This is a genomic window from Terriglobus albidus, from assembly GCF_008000815.1.
In the GTDB taxonomy this organism is placed as follows: Bacteria; Acidobacteriota; Terriglobia; order Terriglobales; family Acidobacteriaceae; genus Terriglobus; species Terriglobus albidus_A.
Genome location: NZ_CP042806.1, coordinates 4,719,740 through 4,742,655 on the forward strand (window position 1 = coordinate 4,719,740; position 22,916 = coordinate 4,742,655).

Below are 22,916 nucleotides of genomic sequence, written 5' to 3' on the forward strand. Positions count from 1 at the left end.
CCATTCGATCTGCTGAATGGTTTAAGCCTCACTACGCAAGTGACTGGAAATAATAGGCTTGCGATTCTCGAAGCCCCGAAATGGAACCAACAATATTATTGTGCCGGTTTCACCGAAGCCGGAAGGTGATCGCTTTCACCCTCAGCAACTCATTGTCGTTCTCACTGGCAGCTTCAGCCGTAAACGAACCCACATTCCGAGAAACACACACAGGACACGGTGTGCGCGATCCATTGGTCCTCTCAAATTAATCGATTACGCTTTAAGCTTCGCGCCAGATGCGAACGGCCTTTACATCTTTCATCTCGCGGTGAAGCCGGGCGAGGTCCCGCAGGCACTCCGCCTCTTCCTCGCTGGAAGAAAAGCTTTCCGCCTCGGCTTCAAGCAGTGAGGCAATATATTCCCCCACCGTCATTCGTATCTCGTACCCAGCCGCCATCCACGTAAGGTAAATGCAGTCCAAAAAAGTACAAAACGTTTTTCACGGTCAAATTACCGTTAACGTTTACCTACTAGATGCGGATTTACCTGACTAGCGGATTTTTCCTATTGCTGGATATTCCGGAGGGCGTGCAGCGGCGTTTTCATTGCGGAAAACGCCCATAGAATGCGGAAACCCTACATCACACCCACAGGAAAAATGCTCTAACCAGGAATTCATCAGGCATTATCGAGAGGTAGTCGCAAGGACGCCGGCAGTGAGGCCGCAGTGAGCACCTCACCATGAGGAGTCCACATCTCTACATGGTCAAATCGCTGATGGCAGTGAGGGCACTCCTTCGGCATGCTGCCGGCACTGTAACCGCACTCACATGTAAGCACCTGAACGGAGCCTGCGAATTCGATTGTCAGTTTCGCCATGGGGCCTACCTCCATCGGGTTCTTTATTATGCACCCCGAGGACCAAACAATGTTGAATTTATGTGAAAAGGATAAGCTTCCGTAAGTAAGTACGGGCGATTCGCTTCCCTTCTCCACTGGTGAGATAACTAATCGAGATGGAAGATTTCCACAAGGGGGCGCATCGCGTCGTCCGCCTTGCCATCTGACTCAAAGAACGGCAGCATCTCAACCTGCCAGCGTTCATTCACCTCAAAGGCCTTCATCCCTTCTACGGCCTTTCCGAAGTCTTCGACTTCAACGTAGCCGATCAGGGTTGCTCCCGGTCCAAGGAAGAGTGAGTAATTCTTCCATCCCGTTGCGCGCAGAGCATCCTGCATCTCCGGCCAGACATGCTTGTGCCGCTCAACATACTCGTCCAACCTATCGGCGCGAAGCTTCAGTGTGAAACAGACTCGCTGCATTTACTTAGGTCACCTTCTCGTGATCGTCAGTGCTCAAGGCACCTGACGAGGCAAATTGTATCTTGTGGGCGGCTACTCCCTGGCAGAGGCAGCCGCCCGAAATGCCCTACTGCACGGTGATAACCGCAACCTCGAAGGGCTCTAGAGAAACCGCATTCCCTTGCGGCCTTCCCGTCGCAGCTGCATGATCGCCGGTTGACGGAGCTGTGTAGGTGATCGCCTGCGCTGTCGTTCCTGCTGGAAGTTCGACAGTTGTTGCCTTCTGACGCTTATTGACCAACAGGATCTTTTTGCCGATCGACGTCTGAATCGCCTGAATGGCAATATCGCTGTTCCCTCCAGAGGTCGCTACAAAGCGGTCGCCGGGACCGAAGTTATCTTTGAGCAGCTTGAGTGTCCAGAAACGGGCATTTGGTTCCGAGGTGTTGTAGTTCATCATCGAAACACTCGGAAACTGCGTCGGATACCCTACCAGTTGAGATTCCCCAACAACATCAACACCTAACTGGACTGCCTCGATGTAAAGGTAGGCATACATCGCGCTTGTCAGGTTCCAATACAACGCCGGCTCCTCCGGTGTCTTCTTGCCATGATTACTGTCATCATCTTCCGGCAAAATGGCCCCCAGTTCGTCCCAATCTGTCTTGGTGCCGGGCGACAGCTCGTGCTTGATCTGCTCCACATACCTCGCGGTATTCAAAAAACCGTCGGCCTGGTCAAAGAAGGTGTACTGCATCGCTTCGAAAGGTTCCCCTTTGGACGGTGAGGCATAAAAGTGATAGCTCAGGAAATCGATCGGTGTTCCCGGCGCGTGGTTCTTCGGATCGAGAAAGTAGCGAAACATCTCTCCGTGCTTCGCCGGAATAGCCGACGCACACGCGACAAACTTCAGATCAGGATCCACCTTCCGCATCGCAGTGGTTACGACATCAAAGAAACGCGTGTACTCCTGCGGTGTCCAGTGATGCTCAAAGTCGATCTCATTGAGCAATTCCCAATACTCGAACTTATAGTGATGGTCGCTCTTGTGGAACTTTCCGTTCTCATCGGTAAAGCCACCCTTCTCATACCAGGAGAGCAGACGCACATAATAGTCAGCGGCTTCTTTATAGGTGGGGTCCTTGATGTCAGTGCCCCGCGTATACGTCCAGTAGACCTGATTCGGATCGGCAGGATATGTCACCGGCTTCTCTGTCTTCCATAGCCAGGCCGGCATGGTACTGAAGTTCATGATGACCGAATGTCCGGCCGTCGCTTTCATCAGGTCTTCCACCATCGGATCGATCAGGGAGAAATCCCAAGAGGTCTTCTCTGGCGTCGGCGGCTCAAGCTCCGCGACAGCAAGCTTCGGATACGGCAGCCACGGGACATAGCGGACGTAATCCGCACCGATCGTAGCAATTGCTTTGAAACTGCCATCGTGCATCTTCGCCCCTCGCTCCAGCATGGGGTTCACCACAACCTGATACGCAGGCGTGGCGTTCGATGTGACATCAGTCTTTGTCCAGTCAACTTTAATGCCGGAGACCGCAGCCTGTTGCGCGTGCAGCAGGCCACAGCCAAAGGCAGTTGTCAGGGCGGCGGCCGCAAGAGCGTTCTTCATGATTCCTCCTGTTCGTGACTCTCGTTATTAAGGAAGTGCCAGGGCGTGTCATCAAACTCCTGACGTCTGGCACGCCCTAGCAGACCTGATGAAAACCAAGGTTCATCAGGGCTGCAAGTTTTCGAAGTTGATTTCCTAAATTGCCGATACCGATCGCGCAGTGATGTGCAGGTCCCTGGGCATTCCACGCCTCAGAGAATCCACGGGCGCCAATCGGGAATCGGTAGCGGCTGTTGGTATTGCCGATCTCGAGAATGGGACCGGGCACACTCTCGCCTTCCGCAACCAGAAGGCGAAAGCCATGCTGCTTGTCCTCCACGATAGAGAGCAGCGTGACCGGCCCGTGCTTCACCGCCATCTCTACAGAGAGACCGCGTCCCACCTTGCCGTGGTACACAGGCAACGGACGCACGCGGATCTTTTCCTGGGCGATGCGCGGATGTCCGGGGCCATCATGCCCCATCAGAACAAGATCGTCCGTGAAGTCCATGGCATAGTACTCGGTAAACGATCCTCCGGCGCCAAGCTCATCCAGGATCTTCATGGCGAGGACATTCTTCACCTCGTACTCACCGGCAACCGGCACCCCCCTGCCCGTCAACATGGACGTGCCGAGGATGATAGAGCTCATGGTGTTCTCGTTTTCGGGTATTCCGGAACCGCTGTAGTAGTACGCCAGCATGTCGATTCCCTTGCGGCGCACAAGCTGATCCAGTGCGGCAGCGGTGGTTGCGGCGCGGGTCAACTCCTCCGGGGGACACTCGTCGTCAAGTGCGAAGAAGTCATGGAAATCACTGAGCTTCTTCTCAACCTCCGGTGGTGTTACTGCACGACGGATCGCGCTTAGCTCATCGACCTCGAAGATATGAATCAGTGTCCCAAACCGGCCGCTCACCTGCACCAGGTCCGTTGCGATGTCGAGCATACCGCTGTAATAGTGCCCCATCAGTCCCAGGCGGCAATGATTCATGGTCTTCACCACGTCGGCTGCCTTCAACCATCCTTCAAGATCGGCCCAACACTGCGGATCGTTCTCGAGCATGCCTGTTACCTGCTGAAACGGAATATCGAGGCGACGCAGGACATTGGCTATCTCAGGCACGGGACAGGCCGAACAAAAGGCCAGCCACTCCCCGGTCATCGCTGTGCGATCACCAAGGCGGTTGAACTTTACATAGTCAATCGCCGCCGCGGGAACAAGGTTGAGCAGAATAACGGGAACCTTCGCCCGCTGGATGACCGGCAACACCGTCGAAGACAGCGCGTACGTGGTGACATAGACCAGCAGGATGTCGATATCTTCTGTCCTGCAGGCATGGCCCGCGTCCACTGCCTTCTCCGGTGTATCGACCAGGCCCATCAAAATCGACCTGCGGCCGCTCTCCTCTACCTTTCTGGAAACCAGCTCAAGATAACCTTCCAGGCGTTGCTTCAGACCTTCGAATTGCGGCCAGTAGCTTTCCAGGCCAAGACCGATCAAGCCGACGCGAAGCTGAGTATCAAAACGCTGCAATGTGTGCCCTCCAGGCTTCGGAAAAAATATCAAAAGTGTCATCCTGAACGTTCGGGGTCCCCAGCGAACTGGTTCGCTGGGGTGATAAGTGAAGGACCTGCTTTTCAATGCTTCGGCTGACACTACCCTTCATGATTTATGCGCGAACTTTAGACACAGGCAACTAGAACACAAGCCGCCCTCCGATTTGTACGATCCGCGCCGCTCGTGTGGACGTAATCGCTCCGAATCCTGGCCCGAGCGAGGTGTTGGCGTGCCCAAACTGAGTGTGGTTGAAGACGTTGAAGGCTTCCATACGAAGCTGGAAGTTGGCGCGCTCGCCCAGCGGAAGCGATTTGAAGAGGCTCGCATCCCAGTTCTGATAGCCAGGCTGCTCCAGTGAGTTTCTACCCGCATTGCCGGGAGTGCCGTAACTCGGCTTTGCAAAAGCCGCGGCGTTGAACCACTGCGTAGGCGCATGTCTGCCGGCGCGGACATCGCCCACAATATCCGGGCGAGATTGGCTGAAGTCACCAATGTTCAGGTTGTCACCGGCCAGCGTGGGCGTATTGTACTGGCCGGAGCTGAATGTTGTGATGCCGTTCAATTGCCAACCGCCAATCAGATACTCCACGCCGAGTGGCGCGCTGCTGAAAACGCGCTGACCGCGGCCGAACGGCAGTTGATAGGTATAGCTGGCGACCAGGCGATGCGGTACGTGATAGTCCGAAACGCCGCGATCATAACGGAAGAAGTCGCGCGACAGCGACGAGAAGTCATCGGTGATGCCGATATCAATAGCTTTGGAGTAGGTATACGCCACCAGGAACGAATTGCCATGGCTCATACGCTTCTCAAGCTTGGCGGTAAGGGCGTTGTAGTTTGAGCGGCCATAGTTGCTGCTCACCAGGATGAAGCCATACTGAGGAAACGGTTTGCGCGAGGCGAGCGGAATGCTTCCTGTCGTGTCGATCGCCCCGATGTTCGCATTCTTGCGTTGCGCCAACTTCTGACCGCTGGAACCCGCATATTCAAGCTCCAGCAGATAGTCCGAAGCGAATGCCTGTTGGATATCAAGACCCCACTGGTTGATATAGGGGGTCCGATTATCCTGGTCCAGCGTAAAGATATTCGCGTGCGCAGGTGGGAATGTCGTCGAGGTGCCGGCGAAGGGATTGAAGATCGACACCGGCGTCGTCGTGCTCGGTGTGTTGCTGCGCGAGGTGTAGAAGGGACTTCCCTGATTCTTGAACTGTTCTTCGTTGAAGTTGTCCGTCGCATAGTATGTCCCCACACCTCCGCGGATTACGGTGTTGGGAAGGAGGGACGGTCTCCAGGCGAAGCCGATACGCGGAGCGAAGTTATTGAAGTCCGGCTTGACGATAGACCGCCGGATCGAAGACCCCGCATAGGCAAACTGGCCGGTAGCCGTATCAAAAAACTGGCTGCGGTTGCGCGACTCAATCGGCGAGCCGGCGTACTCATAGCGCAGCCCGAGATTGACTGTCAGCGAAGGCAGAACCTTCCAGTTGTTCTGCGAGTAAAAGCCATAGTAGGAACTGTGCAGATACTGGGTCGAGTCACCACTGGCGGCTGTGACCTCGTACGGAAGACCAAGCAGAAAGTCACTCAGGCCGATGCTGCTGACACGCTGCCCTGCCGCGTTCCGCGTGGAGTACCCGTTGCTGTAGGAGAGCGTTGGGTTCGATGCAAAATCGGTGATCTGCGTAAAGTTCTCATGGATATACTGCAGACCGTTCATCGAAGTCAGCTTGCCATGTGTCCAGGTCAGGTTGTCAGAGACCTGGTAGTACTTATCGTCCGCTCCAATCACCTCCGCGATAGAACCCACGGACCCGAACCCGGCGATGCCGAAGACAGGAACGCCATAGGTTGCCGGATTGCCATTGTTGGCATACGGAAGCCCGAACAGCACACCCGCATAGTTTGGCCCGTAGGCTCCTTCCGAGTTACGGAAGGTCGCGGAATCATTCACTCCGAAGCGAAACTCGTTCACCAGCGTCGGTCTGAAGGTATGCAGATAGGCAGCTGTCCACAGATGATCGTTCAGCGGAACAGCGTTGCCACCCAGAGGATTGATCGTGGCGTTGAACAGATTGTCGTTGCTGTTAGACCATGTGGCATAAACACTGTCGCGATCTGAAAAGCGATGGTCGAGCCGAGCGTTGTACTGATTGATCGTCTGCGTGTTCCGCGGTGATGCAACCGTGTTATAGCTGGGGAAGGCCACGCCACCGCCCGCATTAAGGTTTGGCTTGGGGATGAACGGCAAGGCCTTCATCGCAGTGCCATCCAGTTGATTGGATGGAATGACATTCCCGGCGAACGGCTGGCCCGTTTGAGGGTTGATGATATTCACACATTTGCCGGAGCCTGGGTTAGCCGAACAGAACGTTGACGACGTCGGGAAGAGTCCGGTGCCCGCACTGTCGTCCGCCAGATTGCCTTGAAGTTGCGCGACGGAAGGATAGAGCCCTGTCAGCGTTTGCCCCTGAATGAGACGGAAACCTTCGAAGTTGAACATAAAGAACGTGCGGTTCCGTCCGTTATAAAGCTTAGGAATCCATACTGGCCCGCTGAAGGTTGCGCCGAAGTTATTTTGATTCAACGCTGGCTGTGAGATCCCTCCCTGCTTCGCGAAGTACGTGTTCGCAGCATAGGCACGATTACGATTGAGCGCGAACACCACCAGATGAAATGGATTCGCGCCTGCCAGCAGCTCCGTATTCACGATGGAGGCTGCATGGCCGAACTCCGCGCCGAAGGTCGTGCGCTGCACGCGAAACTCCTGGATCGCATCTACGGATGGCCGAATGCCCGTGTTGCCGAAACGCGAGTTACGCGTCTCGATGCCGTTCACCAGAAAGCTGGTGTCGCTCTCCCTCAGACCAGCAATGGAGATCGTCGTATCGCTGCGGCCGGTCCACGTCGTGGCAGGTGAATTGCCGTTGCCAATCGGCGCCGCTCCGGTAGTGAGCTGCGTGAGCTGAACGAAGTTGCGGCCATTCAACGGCAATGTCTGAATGCTGTTCTGATTGATGACCTGTCCAACAGCGGCGCTCTCTGAATTGAGCATCGCAGCCTGGCTCGCTGATACAGTGACGGACTCAGTATTGTCGCCAACCTGCATATGGACTTCCAGATTGGCGCGCTGCCCAATCACAACCGTGATGCCGTTCAGCTCTGCCCTGCGGAAGCCGTCGCGGCTGGCGACAAGCTTGTAGTTGCCGGGCCTCAACGAACTAAAGACAGCGAGCCCATTCGCATCCGTCTTCAGGACCGTCTGCTGGCCCGTTTCCAACTGGGTAAGCACAAGGCTGGCGTCGGGAACCATCGCACTAGATGGATCCATGACCGACGCGATGATGTCACCTGTCGTCGACTGAGCAACACACGGCACCGCCAGCGACAGTGTCAGAAGGAATATAGAAAGGCAAGTCCCCATACGGCACCGGCGTACGAAACTTACGCGTCTCCATGGCCTGAAGATCTTGTGGCAAAGCTGATTTTTCTGAAACATGTTCGCCTCCGGACTCAGGCATGGACATGCGGTAGACCTGAGAATGGCGAACATCCTAGACACGCGAATCGCCGACTCTCCAAAGGAAAGTCCGGCGAGTGATAAATTTCACTGTGCGAAATCTTCAATACTCGAAATTGGCAAATTCCCATTGATTTTCTGAAACAGAACCTCGCACTGGAGGTTTCCTTTCGCAGCATGATATTTTGCAGTGCGGAAGAATCTCCCATGTCCCCTAAACGTGAACCCACCACGCGCAACGGCACTGTGCAATCAGTCATACGCGCCTGCGAGATCCTGAAATACCTTCAACAATCGTCGGGAGACGTGAGCCTCGACGCCGTCTGCAGGAATACGTTTCTCCCGAGGCCAAGCGCTTACCGCCTACTGTCCACGCTGGTTGGGTGCGGCATGATCGAGCGTATCTCCAAAAACAGCTATCGCACTGTCGTCCTCGCAGGCGTCAAGAAGCCTCGTATCGGCTATGCGTCACAGACAGAGGAGTTTTCGTTTTCCCGGCTGGTTTGTGACAGCATTCGAAGCAGCGCTTACCATGCGGGGATCGAGCTTCTGGTGCTGGACAATCACTATTCCCCGAAGGCGGCGCTGCGCAATGCGGATACCTTTGTACGGGAGAATCTGGACCTCGTGATCGAGTTCCAGACGAATCATCAGAGCGCCTCACTCGTAGCCGCGAAGATTCTCCAGGCCGAGATTCCTATGATTGCGATCGAGGTGCCGCATCCCGGCGCTACCTACTACGGAGCGGACAATTACAGGGCCGGCATTCTGGGTGGACGCGCTTTGGGCAAGGCGTGTCTGCAGCAATGGCAAGGCATTGTCGACGAGGTTGTATTGATGGAGCTGCCGGTTGCCGGACCGCTGCCACGGTCGAGAATGACCGCCACTCTCGCCGGCCTACGCGAGATTCTTCCACGGTTTCCGGAAGAGAAAGCAGTATTTCTCGATGGGAACGGCCGCTTCGAAGGTAGCCTCGCAGCCATGAGGAAACATCTGCGGCGGAGCCGTGCCAAAAAGATACTGCTGGCGGGCTTAAACGATCCAAGCTGTCTCGGTGCACTCCAGGCACTGGAAGAGAGCGGCCGCTCACAAGACTGCCTGGCGGTGGGCCACAACGCCAGCATTGAAGCACGACGAGAGATGCGGCGTCCGCGTTCGCGGCTCATCGGTTCTGTCGGTTATTTTCCCGAAAAGTACGGAGAGGCCGTGATCCAACTAGCTATGGATATGATCCAGCGCCGGGAGGTACCAGCCGCTACTTTCGTAAAGCATCGGTTGATCCATCCCGGCAACGTGGATACTGCATATCCGAACGATCATGAAATCAGCATGGCCAACTCCGATTCCCTCCTCTATAGCAAACGTTGATGTTTGTCGCCAGAGCAACATCACTGCAAGGTGGCAATCTCCTCCAAAAGTTGTCTTGGATGCAGCGGCTTTGGCAGCAATTGGAAACTGTACCCCTGTGCGCGGGCATCGTTCATCAGGTCGCTCGTTGCTGCCTGCCCGGAGAAGAGAAGAATTTTGCAATCGGGATATCTCTCTGCCACCCGGATCGCAAGTTCAATTCCGGAGATCTCGGGCATCATGACATCGCTGATGAGGAGATCCGGCGGAGTTATTTTCATCTGCTCCAGAGCTTCCAATGGATTCGTAAAGTACGACGCATCATAGCCTTCACGGCGAAGGATGATGGCGAGCGATTGGGAGATAACCTGTTCATCATCCACGACGAAAACGACAGAGACATGCTCATGAGACATAACACCTCCGTCTTTTGGCGGGAGAAGCGAGTAAAAAATTCGTGCCAAAAGAACTTCCTTTCGTCCTACGCCGCGCATTTTCTGTGGTTTATCAGCGCGGTCTACGTATGGTTGAGCAATTAGCTTGCCAATACGTCCGCATAACGAATCCTCAGAAGGCCCTCCAACTGACTCCACTAAACGCCCGCAAACAAGGCACTTAGCGAACACACGAATCCAGTGCCTCCGTTTCCGGACCGATTTTCCAAAGGAAATGCCGGGTACCTGGATATACAACGAGGTGAGACAGCCTATTGGCGCCCTCCCCCATCTAACGCGTGGAAGTGGCGTCTTTATCTCCAGGTCTCATAGAAATCCTCCGCTCTACGCTTGCCCGGGTAGAGCAGAAGCTAGGTCTTTCGCCCCATGACAATGCGGTGGTAGAGCTCCGGCATTCCATCGTGCGAATGATTACGGAACTGGAGATCGCAAAGGCTCGTGAGGCCGAGAAAGAGCAGAACTCGGAACCCGAAGAACACAAACGGGAACCAGCAGCCTGACCTGCCCTCCATGACGACCCTGCACTCCATCTGCAGAAATAAAGAAGGCGCCCCCTGCGGCGCGCCTTCTTTATTTCTGCAACAGACTAGAACGCCAACTTCAAGGAAAGCTGTCCGATACGCGGATCGTTGGCTGTCGTAATCCGTCCAAAGGTCGATGCATTGCTTAGGTTGTTCGAAGGCGTGTTGAAGTTGGTGCGATTGAAAAGGTTGAAGTACTCGGCACGGAACTGCAGGTCCGTATGCTCCGTGATATTAAAGTGGCGCGTAAGCGAGGTATCGAAGGTCACGAAGTTTGGCCCGGTAAAGGTATTCTTGCGGACGTTGCCGAAGGTTCCCTTCGCAGGTGTGGTGAAGGCTGAGAAGTTCAGCCAGTTCTTACAGGATGTCGTGACGCCACTGCACGCGTTCCCTCCATAGGCATTTCCAGAAAGGATGGGTGTGTCGCGATTGATGCCCGTGAGCGATACGTCCTGGCCCAACGCAAGCGTAATGGGATCGCCCGTCCGAGCACTCACCAGCCCCGAAGACTGCCATCCGTTCAGGATGGCACGAAACGGCGCCCAACCATTTGTCATCTCCGGGAAGACCCACACATACTTCGCCGTAACGACGTTGCGGTGATCGAAATCCGAGGGACCGACATCAAGCCGTTTATAGTTCGGCAGATAAACCGGAAGGACGAAGCTCTGTCCGGCTCCGGCACTCGTCGTCGCCGCACCATTGGGTACATTGTCCAGTGACTTCGACCAGGTGTAGTTGAGCGTAACGCTCAGCCCGTGAGAGAGCCGCTCATCCAGCGTTGCCTGCATCGAGTGATACGACGAGTTGCCTCCCATGTCGGTGAGGCTGATCGTCGAGAAGCCCTGGTAGAGACGGCGCGCATTCGTGTTCGATGTGGTGGCGGTGCCGGTGTAAACCGCCGGATTGATCTCCGGCGAGGTAAAGATATGGCTGCCATGTCCGCCTACATAAGCCAACTGCATACTCAGGCTGTTGGTGAGCTGCTGGGCGAACGCAAGGTTCCACGCATAGGTCAGCGGCACCTTGAAGTTGCCGGAAGGATCAAAGGTGATAACCGGAATCGTTCCAATGAACGCTCCGTTCGGATTTGAGACCGGGAATGGATTCGTGGTTGAACCATAGGGATTGGAGAAGTGCGTTCCCGCAGGGTTCAGACTGACAGTCGTCACAAATGGAGCACTGCCGATCCAGCCATTGTTGAAGAGGCCGTTTGAGCGCGTGTCATAGAACATACCGGCTCCGCCGCGGATGCTGCTCTTCCCATTGCCGAAAAGGTCATAAGCAAAACCGACACGCGGCATCAGATTGGTATAGACAGGGCGAATGCCATCGACAGGAACACCGGCGTCGCCGGCAAACAGCAGACCGGCGGGAGCGTTGGGAAACTTTGTCGATCGCCGGCCGGCGGCATACGCAGCGGGATTGAACTGCCCCATGCGCAGTCCGCGCTCATGCAGCGGCAGGTAGGGCTCATAGCGAACACCGAAGTTCAAGGTAAGGCGCCGGTTAAGCTTCCAGCTATCCTGCGCATACACGCCAATGAACTTCGCGCGGTTCTGCTGGAACTGGCCGGAGCTCTGCGAGAACGTATTCAGATAACCAAACAGGAAGTTCGCCAGGGCTGTATTGCCGTTTGTCGCGGTGAAGCCATAGGTGCCGGGCTGGCCGTTCTGGTTCACCACATCGACCTTTGCCACCTCACCATGGAAGCCGAACGCCATGGTGTGATTCCCCTTCACCCAGCGCACATCGTCAGCAAGCGTCATGTTCGAGCGCAGAAAGTCCGCATGCGGATTGTCGCCCATGGAAAAGTAACTCGCCACGCTGATGCTCTGGATCGACTTGAAGGCGGGCTGCCAGATATTCACGCCGAGGTCGTTCATATTGATGCCGCCGGAGAGGGGCCCACGGGTGGCATACCCGCGCTGATAGCTGAGGATGAAGTTGTTCAGCAGATTATCGGTGAAGGTGTGCGTCTCAGAGATCAGCGCGTTCTGATAGTCGATGTTGGAACCGTCAGAGTAGGTGGGAAGGTTGCTGAGATTCAACACTCCGGCATTGGAGAACTTATCCAGGAAGTAGCGCGCGGTAAAGCGGTCCTTCTTGCCAAGGTTGTGGTCATAACGGGCAACGTATTCGAGGAAGTCCTGCGCGACCGGGCGGATGAAGTTCAGAGTAACTGGTGCGGTGCTGGTCGTATTGGCCACAGCAACGTGCGAAAGAAGGGCCAGCGATGCAGGATCGAAGTTTGACGGGTTCACAAACGCCGCACCCGTAGCAGGATTCACCGGGTAGAAGGTGTTATTGAATGGATTAGTAACGCCGGCCTGGCCGCTCAACACCGGCAGATTACCCGCAACATTCGCGGTCGTTGGTACGGTAGACGAGCTGGGCGCGTTCTGCGTGTGCACTGTCGTGCGCTGAATCCCAAAGAAGAAGAAAGACGACTTACTCTGCCAAAGTCCGGGCAAGCCTACAGGGCCACCCACCGTGCCGCCAAACTGATTGCGCTTCAGCGGATCGACGGCGGTTTGAAAGTAGTTGCGCGCATTGAAGACGCGATTGCGGACATACTCAAAGAGGTTGCCGTGAAACTTGTTACTGCCGCCCTTGGTGATGACGTTCACCACAGCGCCGGCGTTTTGACCGTACTCCGCCGTGTAGTTGCTGGTCTGCACGCTGAACTCCTGCAGTGCATCCGGAAACGGAAACGGCGCATTGACGTTGGTGTACTCGTCCACGTTGTTGCCGCCATCCAGCAGATAGCTCGTCTGGTTGGCGCGGGTGCCGTTAGCAGAGATCGTCACAGCAGCGGGAAAGGTCTTGGTGTTGCCCTGGTCGGCTGCGCCGCTGGGTGCGGCCACGACACCAGGCGTCAGCGTTGTGAGCTGTGCGGCGTTACGGCCATTCAGAGGAAGCTCATTCACCTGCCGCTCATTCACGACCTGAGAGATGGTGCCTGTGCTGGTATCAACCTGCGGCGCGGCAGAGCTTACCTCGATCGTCTCCGATGTCTGACCGATAGAGAGCTCCGCATTCAGAGTGACGGTCTGGTCCGCAAGCAGCGTGACCGAGCTGTTTGTGTAGGTCGAAAAGCCTGCGGCCTCCACACTGATCTTGTAGGTAGCTGGCGGCAGAGACGGGAAGACGAATCCTCCATCGCTGTTGGTCACGGTCTCTGTCTGCGTATTCGTCGTGACCTGCGTTGCTTTAACACGTGCACCCGGTACTGCCGCGGAGTCCCTATCCGTGACAAGGCCGACGATACGGCCCAGACCTTGTGCGAGTGAGCACGTTGATGTCAGAACGAACAGCATCAACAGTAAGGACGCGCTCCGAAACCGGCGTTCGCGGGGAGAAGCTTGCATGATCTTCATAACGGAGGTGAATGCTAAGGAGTGACCTCAGTACCTGTCAACTGTTTCTTGCATTCATGCATATTTATGCAATCGCTGACATGCAAAGTCTCTACACAAAACGCATTTCACTCTACGCATTCAATCGAGGGCGCCTGAGCTTCGCTCCGGTGTCCAGCGGATAGACCAGATCGACATTCTTCGGGGTCAAAAACTGGTGCTTTACGAACACTGCCGGAGCAACCGGTTTATTCCGAAGAAGATTCAGCGCCAGAGGAATGACGTAGTTGCCATACCTCTCTGGGAAGTACGCGACCGAACCAATGAGCCGCGTTCCCAGACGACGGAGTTCAGCCCGCGCCTCAGGCGTGGCGTTCTGGCTGGCAACGGCACAGGTCTTCTCAGCACCAAACTCTTCCCATACGCGAACAGCCGCCAGGGCGCAGATGTCGTTGACGGTGCCGACGAGTGTACGTTTCGCACGGGCTCTACGCAGATACTTCCGCAGCATCTCTTGCACCTGTTCAAAATCTCCACGGCCATTCAGATGAACAACAGATGCAGAGGCGATCTCCGGGAGTTCGGACTGAAGGCCATGCAGAAAGCCGGTACCGCGCAACTCAAGCAGCGAACCGGCAATGGGAAGCTCCATCAAAACGACGCGGTCCACGCGGCCATTCCAGTTATCGTTGGCCCAGCGTCCCAGGGCCTTTCCGGCGATGACACCAGCCTTGTAGTTATTGGCGCCAAAGTAGGTAGCTCCAGGGTGCGGAACCTCGATGGCAATGACCGGCGTCTTTGCTTCCAGAAACTTGGAAGCGATAGCCGGAGCCACGCGCTCATAGGTCTGGAACTCCAGGACAAGGTCTACACCTTCGCGGATCAGAAAGTCGGCATTGCGCAGCGCTTCGCGCGCGGAGTAGCGGTTGTCTACCGTGATGAGGTCTACATTCTCCCTCGCTGCGACAGTCTCAATACTGCGCAACACTTCTTGAGAGAACTCGGTTACTCCCTGCGTGGCAAACCCAATTCGATATCTGCGTCCTGTAACGGGGCCGAAGCGATTGCGATAGACGCCGGCGCCGACGCGCTCCAGCAAGCCCCCATGGATCAGAGTACGCAGCAACCGGAAGGCCGTGGTCTTGGGAAGTTGGGCGCGTTCCATCACCTCCAGAAGCGTGAGCTCTTCTCCAAGACTCTTGAATGCCTTCAGTACCTCACATGCACGAAGGACGGTCTGTGACTCGTTGCGATCACTGCGGCGGCTCGTCTGCATATTTGATCGACGCTCCACCTGCTTCAACGGACCCATGACTCCACTCCCTCAACGCCGGATTCCTGTATTCCGGATTTCGGAATGCGCTCCAGCACACTCGGCAGAGTACGAGGATCAGAAGCGGCGCGGCAAGGATGGATTGGTGTGGAAATTCCGAATTGCGGAATCACGTCGGGCAGCAGCAAAGACCTGCCACCTTGCGAAAGACCAGATGATCGTATGTACTGGCCTCATTCCAAATCGCTCTACGGAGGCGACATGACTAAGCCTGTTCTTCGCCGATACTTCAACGTTATGAAGGTAGGCTCGCCAGGTTGGGTGATGTTCGCAGCGGTTCTGTTGGCCCAAACGCAACCGGCGGCACGCCCGGTCCTGCGTTCTTTCGATCGCGTTCTACTGCTTGAAGAGAAGGGCGAAACCTCCGCCGGCGTCAGTGTGGGCGACCTCAACGGAGACGGCCTACCGGATATCGTTCTTGGCAAAGGGCGGCATTGGCCACTCTTCAATCGGGTCCTATTGAACGATGGCCATAGCGGCTTTATCGCCAATAACCTGGGAACTGCGCCCGACCGCACCTATTCCGCGGCGCTGGCCGATGTCGATGGCGACGGCCACCTGGACATCATAGTCAGCAACGACGCACCCGATCGCAAACTTGTCTACCTGAATGACGGCAAAGGAGACTTCACCGAGGCCGGTACATTTGGCAGCCCCAACTGGGCGACGCGTTACGTGACCCTGGCCGACCTGAACGGCGACGGCTACCCGGACATCGTGGCCGCCAACCGCGGCGACTATCCGGACCTGGTGGACGGGAAACCCGGAAAAGGCCCACAGAATCCCACTCCGAGTTACGTCTGCCTCAACGACGGCAAAGGCCATTTTCCCGCATGCGAAGCGCTTCCGACAGAATCGGCAACATCCATCGTTGCGGCGGATCTTGACGGCGATGGAGCAATCGATCTCTTCGTACCTCATCGTGACGGCGGCCAAAGCATCGTACTTTGGAACGACGGCAAGGGACACTTCCCGGTCTCGAGCAAAGTCGGCGCCACTAACGCCTGGATTCGCATGGGCGCAGCCGGCGATCTCAACGGCGATGGGCGGTTGGATCTGGCGATCATCGATGAACACCTGAAGGCTTCCTTCATTCTTTTCAATCGCGGCAAACGCCAGTTCGGAGAACCTGTCAGGCTTCCCGGCCCCGATCGGCCGCCGTACTGCCTGGCAATCGCCGACCTGAATCGCGACAAACGACCGGACATCATCGTCGGCTACGTGGAGCTTCCCGGATCAGTATTCTTCAACACCGGAAAGGGCCGCACCTTCCACGAGGTTCCCTGGAACGACGGCAAAGGCACCGTGTATGGCCTGGCCTTCGCCGACTTTGATGGAGACGGCTGGCCCGAGATCGTGGCGGCGCGTTCCGATGCTCCCAATGGCATCTGGTTCAACACGAAGCCGATTGGTGGGCGTTGACGCGCTTATGCGTCACGCACGACCTGGAAGAAATCGTCATCACCCATCTGTCCGCCCTTGAGCGCAAGTTCAATGTCGAGTGCGCCATGCGTGCGGCAAAGAGGAACGCCGATATGAAGATTCGCCTGCCAGGTAAGCGCCCTGAGTCCAAGCTGCCGAACCGCGTGCGAGCTGGTATCGCCACCGCAGAGGAGAACGCGTGAGATGTTAGTGGCCTGCGCAATCTGGCGCATCATGATGCCGAGGAGCTCGCCGAGGCTTGAGCCCGATGCCGGCCCACTGACCGCCCCCATCGCGCTATAGAGCACCGTGTCCCTGCCTTGTCGTATGGATTGAATGGCCTGGGCAACGATGACGTGCTGACGATTTGTATCTTCTAGAAGCTCCTCTGGATGGAGTGCAATGCCGACGAAGTCATGTGCGAGTGCCCATCGCAGTTGCCGTTCTGTAGCGACAGAGCAGGAGCCGCTCAAAACCAGGAGAGGTCTCCGCGTTTTCGGTGGTAAAAGTGTGTCTGATCTAAGAGCGGAATCCAGCCCCATATCGCGCCACGCCTCGACCAACGCAGCAGTCAGACCCGAGCTTCCAACGGCAAACCTCTGCCGTTGCCTCGCGACTTGCCAGAGAAGCCTGCCTATCGCACTCAACTCGGGTGAGCGCACCGTATCAAAGAGAACGGCATCCGCACCTGCAGCTTCAGCTTTCGCAAAGGCGGTGAAGTCATCTCCTCTGCGAATGTTTCGGTAGTCCACATGGTCTATCCGCAGCGTCGTCTGTGCACAGAGATGTCTCCGCAAGTCCGCTTCACACATTGGAGTCACAGGGTGCCGGCTCATTGGGTGCCGATCGATGCGCAAGACCCTGCCGTCGGGTCCGGCAGCATACAAGCGCCTTCGCCACACATAACGGCGAAGATGAGGAGCACCCACAACGATGGGGACCATGTGTCCTTGAAAGATCTCTCGACCGATCTCCATCGCACAACCGATACTCCCGATCTGCGGTGACGAATCGAAGGTGGAGCAAACCTTATAGTGCGTGATGGGAGCGCCCGCCGCCTGCAACGAACGGAAGACCGTGGGAAGGTTTTGCTTCATCCACTCCGGTGATTGAGAACGGCTCTCTCCGGCGATTCCATAAGCGCGGAGCCCCGGCACCAATGCCAGATCCTCGACCGTCGGCGGAGCCAAAAACAACGCAGAGGGAATGCCGCCGCGAGCAAGCTGCTCCAGCACATCGGTTGAGCCGGTGAAGTCGTCGCCGTAATAGGTATAGAGCAGCGGGTCGCGCATTCAGCTCAGGCTCCGAAGAGCTCAAGCGCCTGTGCCAACTCCTGATGGCGGCTCGCGAATTCGGCCAGAGGGATACCTTTAACAGCAGCCTGCCAGGCCTGTTGCAGACTGCACACACCCGCAGCCGGACCTCCGGGATGCCCCATGATGCCTCCGCCGCAGGCATAGATCAGATCAGTGCATCCAAGCGCTTTGTAGGTATCGGGCGCCTGGCGCGCGCTCTGTCCCGACGAGAAGACGGGCATAACCTCGCAGCCGGACAAAGGCTCCGGAAACATCGGCGTAAGGCATGAGCGAGCAGATGCAATCACCGACTCGTCGCTCTCGCAGAATTTATTGCGAAGCCCATTCACATGCGTGTGATCGATGCCGGCAAGCCGCCACAGCTTGCTGAAAGCGACGAAGCTCATCCCCAGGGCAGGCGACCGGCCGAGCATCCCCCAGCCATTGCGATGACCGTGGATCGGCACCTGTGAGTGCGCACGCAGAACCTTCATCGCCGGCAGGCCGATAGAGTTCATGCTCACCATGACACATAGTCCGCCTTCAGCGACGACGTGGTCGTGACGCCGCAGCATCTCGTCGATCTCACCGGTCAGATTCGGCGCGTACATCACGTTCTTCCCTGTCCGCTCCGCGAACTCCCGCAAGACGTGCATCACCGCCGAGACGCGAGCCATAAACGAACAGTGTGCACCATCAGTCTGCAGTTCATCATCCTTGATGAAATCGATGCCTGCTTCCGCCAGCACACGTACCTGCGCCGCCGTGGCCTGCGGATCCATGCCGATGCTGGGTTTAATGATGGTGCCGATCAGCGGCCGCTCATACACGCCTGACAGAGCCCGCGTACCGCTGACACCAAACTGCGGCCCCCGATACCGCGAAAGAAATTCAGCCGGCAGTTCCAGATCCAGAAGCTTCAACCCGGAGAACGCCTTCAACTCCGAAAGATTGCCGGCAACAGTAGATAGAAGATTGGGCAGTGAGGGGCCAATATTCTCAAGCGGCCATGAGAGCGTGACCTCGGCCGTGCGTCGAACCCCATCCCAGTTCTTTGGTGTTCCGGCGCCTGGCAGCGACGGAGCAGCAACCGGTTCTCCCTCAGCGATGAGTTCGACCTGTGCGGCGAAGCGCTCGCGCAATGCCTGCGTCTCTCCAGGAACACGAAGAAACGTTCCCGTGGACTGCTCACCGGCCATGGTCTCCGCTGCCTGCTCCGGCGGAAAGGCTGTTTCGATGAAGTAACGCGCACAGATGCGCGGATGAGTGCTCACTCCGACGTCTCCTCAACCGCGATAAAAATAGCTCGTATAGCGTTCATTGTCGATACGGTAAAGCGGTACAAAGACCGCATCCCGGCCCGCGTACCGTTCGGTATAGGCCTGCGGACCCGCCGCCTTCAGATTGGATGGCAGCGGCAGCTTTGCGTGTGCCTCGACTGCGGGAATATTCAGCGCAACATACTGCACCGGTCCGCGCATCAAAGCGACCACATCCGGGTTCCGGTCATCGATGCTTTCGGTGCGGAACTCCTGCGGAAGCATCAGCTCCACGCGATCCCCTGCTTTCCACCGGCGACGCAGCGCATAGAACGTTCCGGCGGAAGCATTGGCCGTCTCCACCTTTCCGTTCACGCGGATGGTTGCGGGACGCTGCAACCAGCCGGGAATGCGAAGGTGTAATGCAAAGGTCGCCTCCCGGGAAGGATTCACGATGAGCATCACGTGATCGTCAACCGGATACTGCGTCTCCTGGGTCAAAACAACAGCAACATCCTTTATCTGAGTCTGTACGCGCGACGGCGTATACAACGTGACATATAAGCCGTCGTCGGCACCGAAGTAGATGTTGAGCGGATAGTCCGCCACGGTCTGCACCAGCGTGCCGGAGCAGCAGGGCCACTTCTGCTTGTAGTAGACCTTGTCCGTGTAGGGCGAGTAGGTGGAGTAATACGGATAGCGGCCCTCTGAGTCCGGCCGCTTCACACCAAGGATGGTATTGAAGAGAACACGCTCCAGGTTGTCAGCATACGCCGTGTCTTGCGGAACTCCGGTCCGCAGCAGATATCGCGCCAGCTTGGTTGCGGCATAAGCGCCACAGGGAGTCTCAAAGTGATCGACCGTAGTGCTGAGTGATGCATACAACTCACCACGATGGGGCGTGATGAAGGTCTCGTTTGGTCCCCAGCCGCCGCTGGAGAACTGCTGCGTCATCGTCAACAGCCGAAAAGCATGGCGCATGGCATCGCGATACTTAACATCTCCGAGCGAGAGATACGCCTTACCTCCGGACGAGAGGGCAATTGCGTGCGAGTACGCATGCTGGCCGGGGAATGGATCTTCCTTGCGGGCGAGCCGGTCAAAGAACTCGCGGTCCAGCAGATACCGCACGGCGTACTCGCGGAACGCGGGATTCCCCGTAGCTTCCGATGCAGCGAACAGGTTCTCCGGCATGATGTATGTCTCGTCGTATGGCGGATCCTTCTTGCCGATGCGATCGCGTCCCTGTGCAGGCAGTAGAGACTTCGCCCCTTCGAAGACACGGTTTAAGAGGTCCGTCGTGCCTGGGACCTTGGACAGAGTTCCCGCATCCAGCAAACCCACCAGGTGCTTATCGACGGTGTAACAGGTCCAGAGATTCGTCTCCGGCCGAAGGATACTGACGTTCTGCGCTCCAAGCGTCGCCGCAAACCCCTCGACCAGATCATGGGCTTTAATATGGCAGGCATCGTCTCCCGTGGTCGCTCCCATGCGGGCCATACCGGAGATGTACTGCCCAAGCCCGTGTCCCGGAACGAAGCCATCGCGGTCATACCATCCGCCCATATCGTCACCGGGAGCAGGCAGACCGGCGCGCTGCCGATAGACCTTCACCAAGCGATCGTTCGAGAGGGAGAGGTAGTGTGCCTTGAGAGCGAAGTACTGCTCGGCAAAAGGACCGCCCGTCAATTGCACTTCGCTGTACTGCAACTGGCGCAGCGGAGCACGATCAGCACTCTGACCCACCGCATCTTCAGCGCCCATCGCTGTTGCAACGACGGTCATCGCGGAGGTCTTCAGAAATTCTCGACGGGTAAAGCTCACGGTCTCTCTCGTTTCCTGCGGTGCAACGGAAGGATAAAACACGCTGAAGATGATTTGCCGCGCGTGCCGGCATTCAGAACAGGATTCCGGAATGCGGAACGTTGGTTTTATCCCAGATCTTCAGCCGTTTCCAGACCGCGTGTGCAATCCACACGGGCAAAGATCACTGCAGCCAGCAGGATCATCACCGCAATCATCCGCACCGGAAGATCGTAGTTCCCGGCAAACTTTACGACGTAACCGAAGACGATGGTGCACACCCAGCCACCGAGGTTTCCGGCAGTATTCATTACGCCGGACGCTGTGCCGCCGAAGTTGCCGCCAAGCCCCATTGCCATGGCCCACGCCGAGGGCAACATCAGGTCCATCACACCAAAACCCGCTGTCGCCAGGACGATAATGCCCGTGTGCGTCTGGACCGCGGTCATGCCATACAACAAGCATGCCGCAACGCTAAGGCAGATTGCCGTAACCCAGCGGTAAGCTCTTCGACGGCCAAAGCGTATGACCAGCCACTCCGACAGCACTCCACCTGCGAGGTTACCGGCCAGTCCCATCAGGAAAGGCAGCGACGCCCAGATACCCATCTCCGCAACGGTGAAGTGGGCGCTGCGCACCAGCCAGGTGGTGAACCATCCGAAGAAGAACCAACTCCCCCACGCATAGCAGAAGTAAGCCAATGACAGCAGCCATAGATCCGGCAGCCGGAAGAGCCGCGACCACGGAACCCTCTCTTGCAGCTCTGATGCCTGGTAGCCCGATGAGGTGACCGTTGGGGAACCGATCTCAATCAACTCCTCAATGTCGATGTCGGGCGTAGCCTCCGGGCTTTCTCGAAACAGAAGCAGCCATAGAGCAACCCAAACGAATCCGATAGCGCCCATGCACCAGAAGATTCCACGCCAGCCCACCGATCGGGCTAATGGCACAAGCAGCAACGGGGCCAACGATCCACCAAGCCTGCTGGCGCCCCACACGAAACCCTGCGCGCGCGCATGTTCTTTTTTAGGGAACCAGCGGCTGATCACACCGGCGGCATTCGGATACGCTCCGGCGGCTCCCATGCCGAAGAGGAAGCGTGATGCCGCAATCTGCAGAAAGCTGCGGCACCATCCTGTCATTGCTGTAAAGAAGCTCCACCAGGTGACGATGCGTGCGAGCTCTTTGCGCCGTCCGTGCCGGTCCCCGAGGGCTCCCGAAGGAATCTCAAAGATGGCATTTGCGAGGATGTAGGCTCCGAGCACCCATCCCCACTGCTCTTCCGAGAGATGAAGATCGCTGCGGATGCCGCTCTCGGCAACCGGCAGAGCCAGCCGGTCCAGAAACGTAATGATGCTGAGGGCGCACAACAGCATCAGCACCGTGTGGCGCTTCTTCAAACAGCAGCCTCCACCGGCTTGCCCAGCAACACGTCGCAAGCGTGCAGCACATCGCGAGCACGCAACACGGCAAGCTCAGGCGAGCTCAGTACAGGCATGGGCAAAGCATCCTGTCCCATGGCCTGCACCACCCGCGCCATGCTGGCTTGCGCCAGTACCACAACATCCACGTCCTTCATCTCCTCCAGCAACGCCTTCGACAGAATACGATCATGGGTCGCGGTATCGCCGGCGAGCATTGCTTCGAAGGCTCCATCACAGAGCGACGACACCAACTCCACGCTCTTCCCTGCTGCATCCGCCTTATCGCGCAGCAGCGCCAGGGTCGGTTCCAACGTGGTACGCAGCGTCGCCATCACGCCGATACGGCTCCCCCGCTGCACGGCCTCTTCGGCCATGGCATCGTCTACGCGGATCACCGGAATATCCATCACCTGCTGCCCAATGCGAACACCAGCTCCAATGGAAGAGCAGGTCACCATCACAGCATCCGCGCCGGCGTCCTGTGCGGACTGCAACATCGCCAATAGCCGCCGGATCGTCACCCGCCGCAGAGCACCGTGACGGATGGTGTCTTTGATCAGACTCTCGTCCACCATATGAAAGACGTTCACCCCGCTCAGATGCTGGGAACACAGCGCGCCGAAGATGGGCGTAAGCGTAGGGCTGGTATGAATCAGAGCGAGCGTCTGTGACACAGGAAGACTCCTTGCAGAAGGTAGGTCTGGTTCTATATTGCCCTTCCTCCGATGTAAAGCGTG

Annotated in this window: 16 protein-coding genes; 2 read left to right on the forward strand and 14 right to left on the reverse strand. The window is 57.0% G+C overall.

The window, feature by feature from the left end; translation table 11 throughout:
* Positions 1-262: 262 nt before the first annotated feature.
* From FTW19_RS25890 to FTW19_RS18895, 6 genes are all read right to left on the reverse strand, one after another.
* Positions 263-415, reverse strand: coding sequence for a hypothetical protein (locus tag FTW19_RS25890; RefSeq protein WP_187143056.1), 153 nt, complete (start codon positions 413-415; stop codon positions 263-265).
* A gap of 245 nt (positions 416-660) precedes the next feature.
* On the reverse strand, positions 661-861 hold the full coding sequence (locus FTW19_RS18875; RefSeq protein WP_147649128.1) for a hypothetical protein: 201 nt from the start codon (positions 859-861) through the stop codon (positions 661-663).
* A 128-nt stretch (positions 862-989) separates the two neighbouring features.
* Entirely contained in the window at positions 990-1,304 is a 315-nt protein-coding gene (locus tag FTW19_RS18880; protein ID WP_147649129.1) for an L-rhamnose mutarotase, read from the reverse strand.
* A gap of 106 nt (positions 1,305-1,410) precedes the next feature.
* Positions 1,411-2,907: a GH39 family glycosyl hydrolase gene (locus FTW19_RS18885; RefSeq protein ID WP_147649130.1), complete on the reverse strand. Its 1,497-nt coding sequence runs from the start codon at positions 2,905-2,907 to the stop codon at positions 1,411-1,413.
* 76 nt (positions 2,908-2,983) lie between these two features.
* Positions 2,984-4,420, reverse strand: a complete 1,437-nt coding sequence (locus tag FTW19_RS18890) for an arabinose isomerase (RefSeq protein ID WP_246153395.1) — start codon at positions 4,418-4,420, stop codon at positions 2,984-2,986.
* A gap of 163 nt (positions 4,421-4,583) precedes the next feature.
* Complete coding sequence (locus FTW19_RS18895) at positions 4,584-7,865, reverse strand: TonB-dependent receptor (protein WP_246153396.1); 3,282 nt, start codon at positions 7,863-7,865, stop codon at positions 4,584-4,586.
* A gap of 303 nt (positions 7,866-8,168) precedes the next feature.
* Here FTW19_RS18895 and FTW19_RS18900 point away from each other — a divergent pair, with 303 nt between their 5' ends.
* Positions 8,169-9,329, forward strand: a complete 1,161-nt coding sequence (locus FTW19_RS18900) for a substrate-binding domain-containing protein (RefSeq protein WP_246153397.1) — start codon at positions 8,169-8,171, stop codon at positions 9,327-9,329.
* 20 nt (positions 9,330-9,349) lie between these two features.
* Here the strand turns inward: FTW19_RS18900 and FTW19_RS18905 are convergent, their stop codons facing one another.
* The 3 genes from FTW19_RS18905 to FTW19_RS18915 all read right to left on the reverse strand — a co-directional run bounded on the left by FTW19_RS18905 (position 9,350) and on the right by FTW19_RS18915 (position 14,955).
* Positions 9,350-9,802, reverse strand: a complete 453-nt coding sequence (locus tag FTW19_RS18905) for a response regulator (RefSeq protein WP_246153398.1) — start codon at positions 9,800-9,802, stop codon at positions 9,350-9,352.
* A gap of 547 nt (positions 9,803-10,349) precedes the next feature.
* Positions 10,350-13,604, reverse strand: a complete 3,255-nt coding sequence (locus tag FTW19_RS18910) for a TonB-dependent receptor (RefSeq protein ID WP_246153770.1) — start codon at positions 13,602-13,604, stop codon at positions 10,350-10,352.
* A 172-nt stretch (positions 13,605-13,776) separates the two neighbouring features.
* Entirely contained in the window at positions 13,777-14,955 is a 1,179-nt protein-coding gene (locus FTW19_RS18915; protein WP_147649135.1) for a substrate-binding domain-containing protein, read from the reverse strand.
* A gap of 222 nt (positions 14,956-15,177) precedes the next feature.
* On the opposite strand from FTW19_RS18915, the gene FTW19_RS18920 reads away from it, so the two are divergent.
* On the forward strand, positions 15,178-16,398 hold the full coding sequence (locus tag FTW19_RS18920; RefSeq protein ID WP_187143058.1) for an FG-GAP repeat domain-containing protein: 1,221 nt from the start codon (positions 15,178-15,180) through the stop codon (positions 16,396-16,398).
* 5 nt (positions 16,399-16,403) lie between these two features.
* Here FTW19_RS18920 and FTW19_RS18925 read toward each other — a convergent pair whose 3' ends face one another.
* The 5 genes from FTW19_RS18925 to FTW19_RS18945 form a co-directional block, all read right to left on the reverse strand.
* Positions 16,404-17,690 carry a four-carbon acid sugar kinase family protein gene (locus FTW19_RS18925; protein WP_147649137.1) on the reverse strand — a complete coding sequence of 429 codons (1,287 nt, stop codon included), beginning with the start codon at positions 17,688-17,690 and terminating at the stop codon, positions 16,404-16,406.
* A gap of 5 nt (positions 17,691-17,695) precedes the next feature.
* On the reverse strand, positions 17,696-18,967 hold the full coding sequence (locus FTW19_RS18930; RefSeq protein WP_147649138.1) for a ribulose-bisphosphate carboxylase large subunit family protein: 1,272 nt from the start codon (positions 18,965-18,967) through the stop codon (positions 17,696-17,698).
* Positions 18,968-18,979: 12 nt separating this feature from the next.
* Positions 18,980-20,776 carry a beta-L-arabinofuranosidase domain-containing protein gene (locus FTW19_RS18935; protein ID WP_147649139.1) on the reverse strand — a complete coding sequence of 599 codons (1,797 nt, stop codon included), beginning with the start codon at positions 20,774-20,776 and terminating at the stop codon, positions 18,980-18,982.
* A gap of 107 nt (positions 20,777-20,883) precedes the next feature.
* Positions 20,884-22,155 (reverse strand): MFS transporter, encoded by a 1,272-nt coding sequence (locus tag FTW19_RS18940; RefSeq protein WP_147649140.1) that lies wholly within the window; start codon positions 22,153-22,155, stop codon positions 20,884-20,886.
* Positions 22,152-22,853 (reverse strand): aspartate/glutamate racemase family protein, encoded by a 702-nt coding sequence (locus tag FTW19_RS18945; protein ID WP_147649141.1) that lies wholly within the window; start codon positions 22,851-22,853, stop codon positions 22,152-22,154. The genes FTW19_RS18940 and FTW19_RS18945 overlap by 4 nt, the downstream gene beginning before the upstream one ends.
* Positions 22,854-22,916: the final 63 nt, after the last annotated feature.

Excerpts from the sequence above, each read along its gene's own strand:
- FTW19_RS18925 (WP_147649137.1), bottom strand. The coding sequence starts at position 17,690 with ATGCGCGACCCGCTGCTCTATACCTATTACGGCGACGACTTCACCGGC.
- FTW19_RS18895 (WP_246153396.1), bottom strand. The coding sequence starts at position 7,865 with ATGGGGACTTGCCTTTCTATATTCCTTCTGACACTGTCGCTGGCGGTG.
- FTW19_RS25890 (WP_187143056.1), bottom strand. The coding sequence starts at position 415 with ATGACGGTGGGGGAATATATTGCCTCACTGCTTGAAGCCGAGGCGGAA.
- FTW19_RS18880 (WP_147649129.1), bottom strand. The coding sequence starts at position 1,304 with ATGCAGCGAGTCTGTTTCACACTGAAGCTTCGCGCCGATAGGTTGGAC.
- FTW19_RS18900 (WP_246153397.1), top strand. The coding sequence starts at position 8,169 with ATGTCCCCTAAACGTGAACCCACCACGCGCAACGGCACTGTGCAATCA.
- FTW19_RS18875 (WP_147649128.1), bottom strand. The coding sequence starts at position 861 with ATGGCGAAACTGACAATCGAATTCGCAGGCTCCGTTCAGGTGCTTACA.
- FTW19_RS18920 (WP_187143058.1), top strand. The coding sequence starts at position 15,178 with ATGACTAAGCCTGTTCTTCGCCGATACTTCAACGTTATGAAGGTAGGC.
- FTW19_RS18905 (WP_246153398.1), bottom strand. The coding sequence starts at position 9,802 with ATGCGCGGCGTAGGACGAAAGGAAGTTCTTTTGGCACGAATTTTTTAC.
- FTW19_RS18915 (WP_147649135.1), bottom strand. The coding sequence starts at position 14,955 with ATGGGTCCGTTGAAGCAGGTGGAGCGTCGATCAAATATGCAGACGAGC.
- FTW19_RS18910 (WP_246153770.1), bottom strand. The coding sequence starts at position 13,604 with ATGCTGTTCGTTCTGACATCAACGTGCTCACTCGCACAAGGTCTGGGC.
- FTW19_RS18885 (WP_147649130.1), bottom strand. The coding sequence starts at position 2,907 with ATGAAGAACGCTCTTGCGGCCGCCGCCCTGACAACTGCCTTTGGCTGT.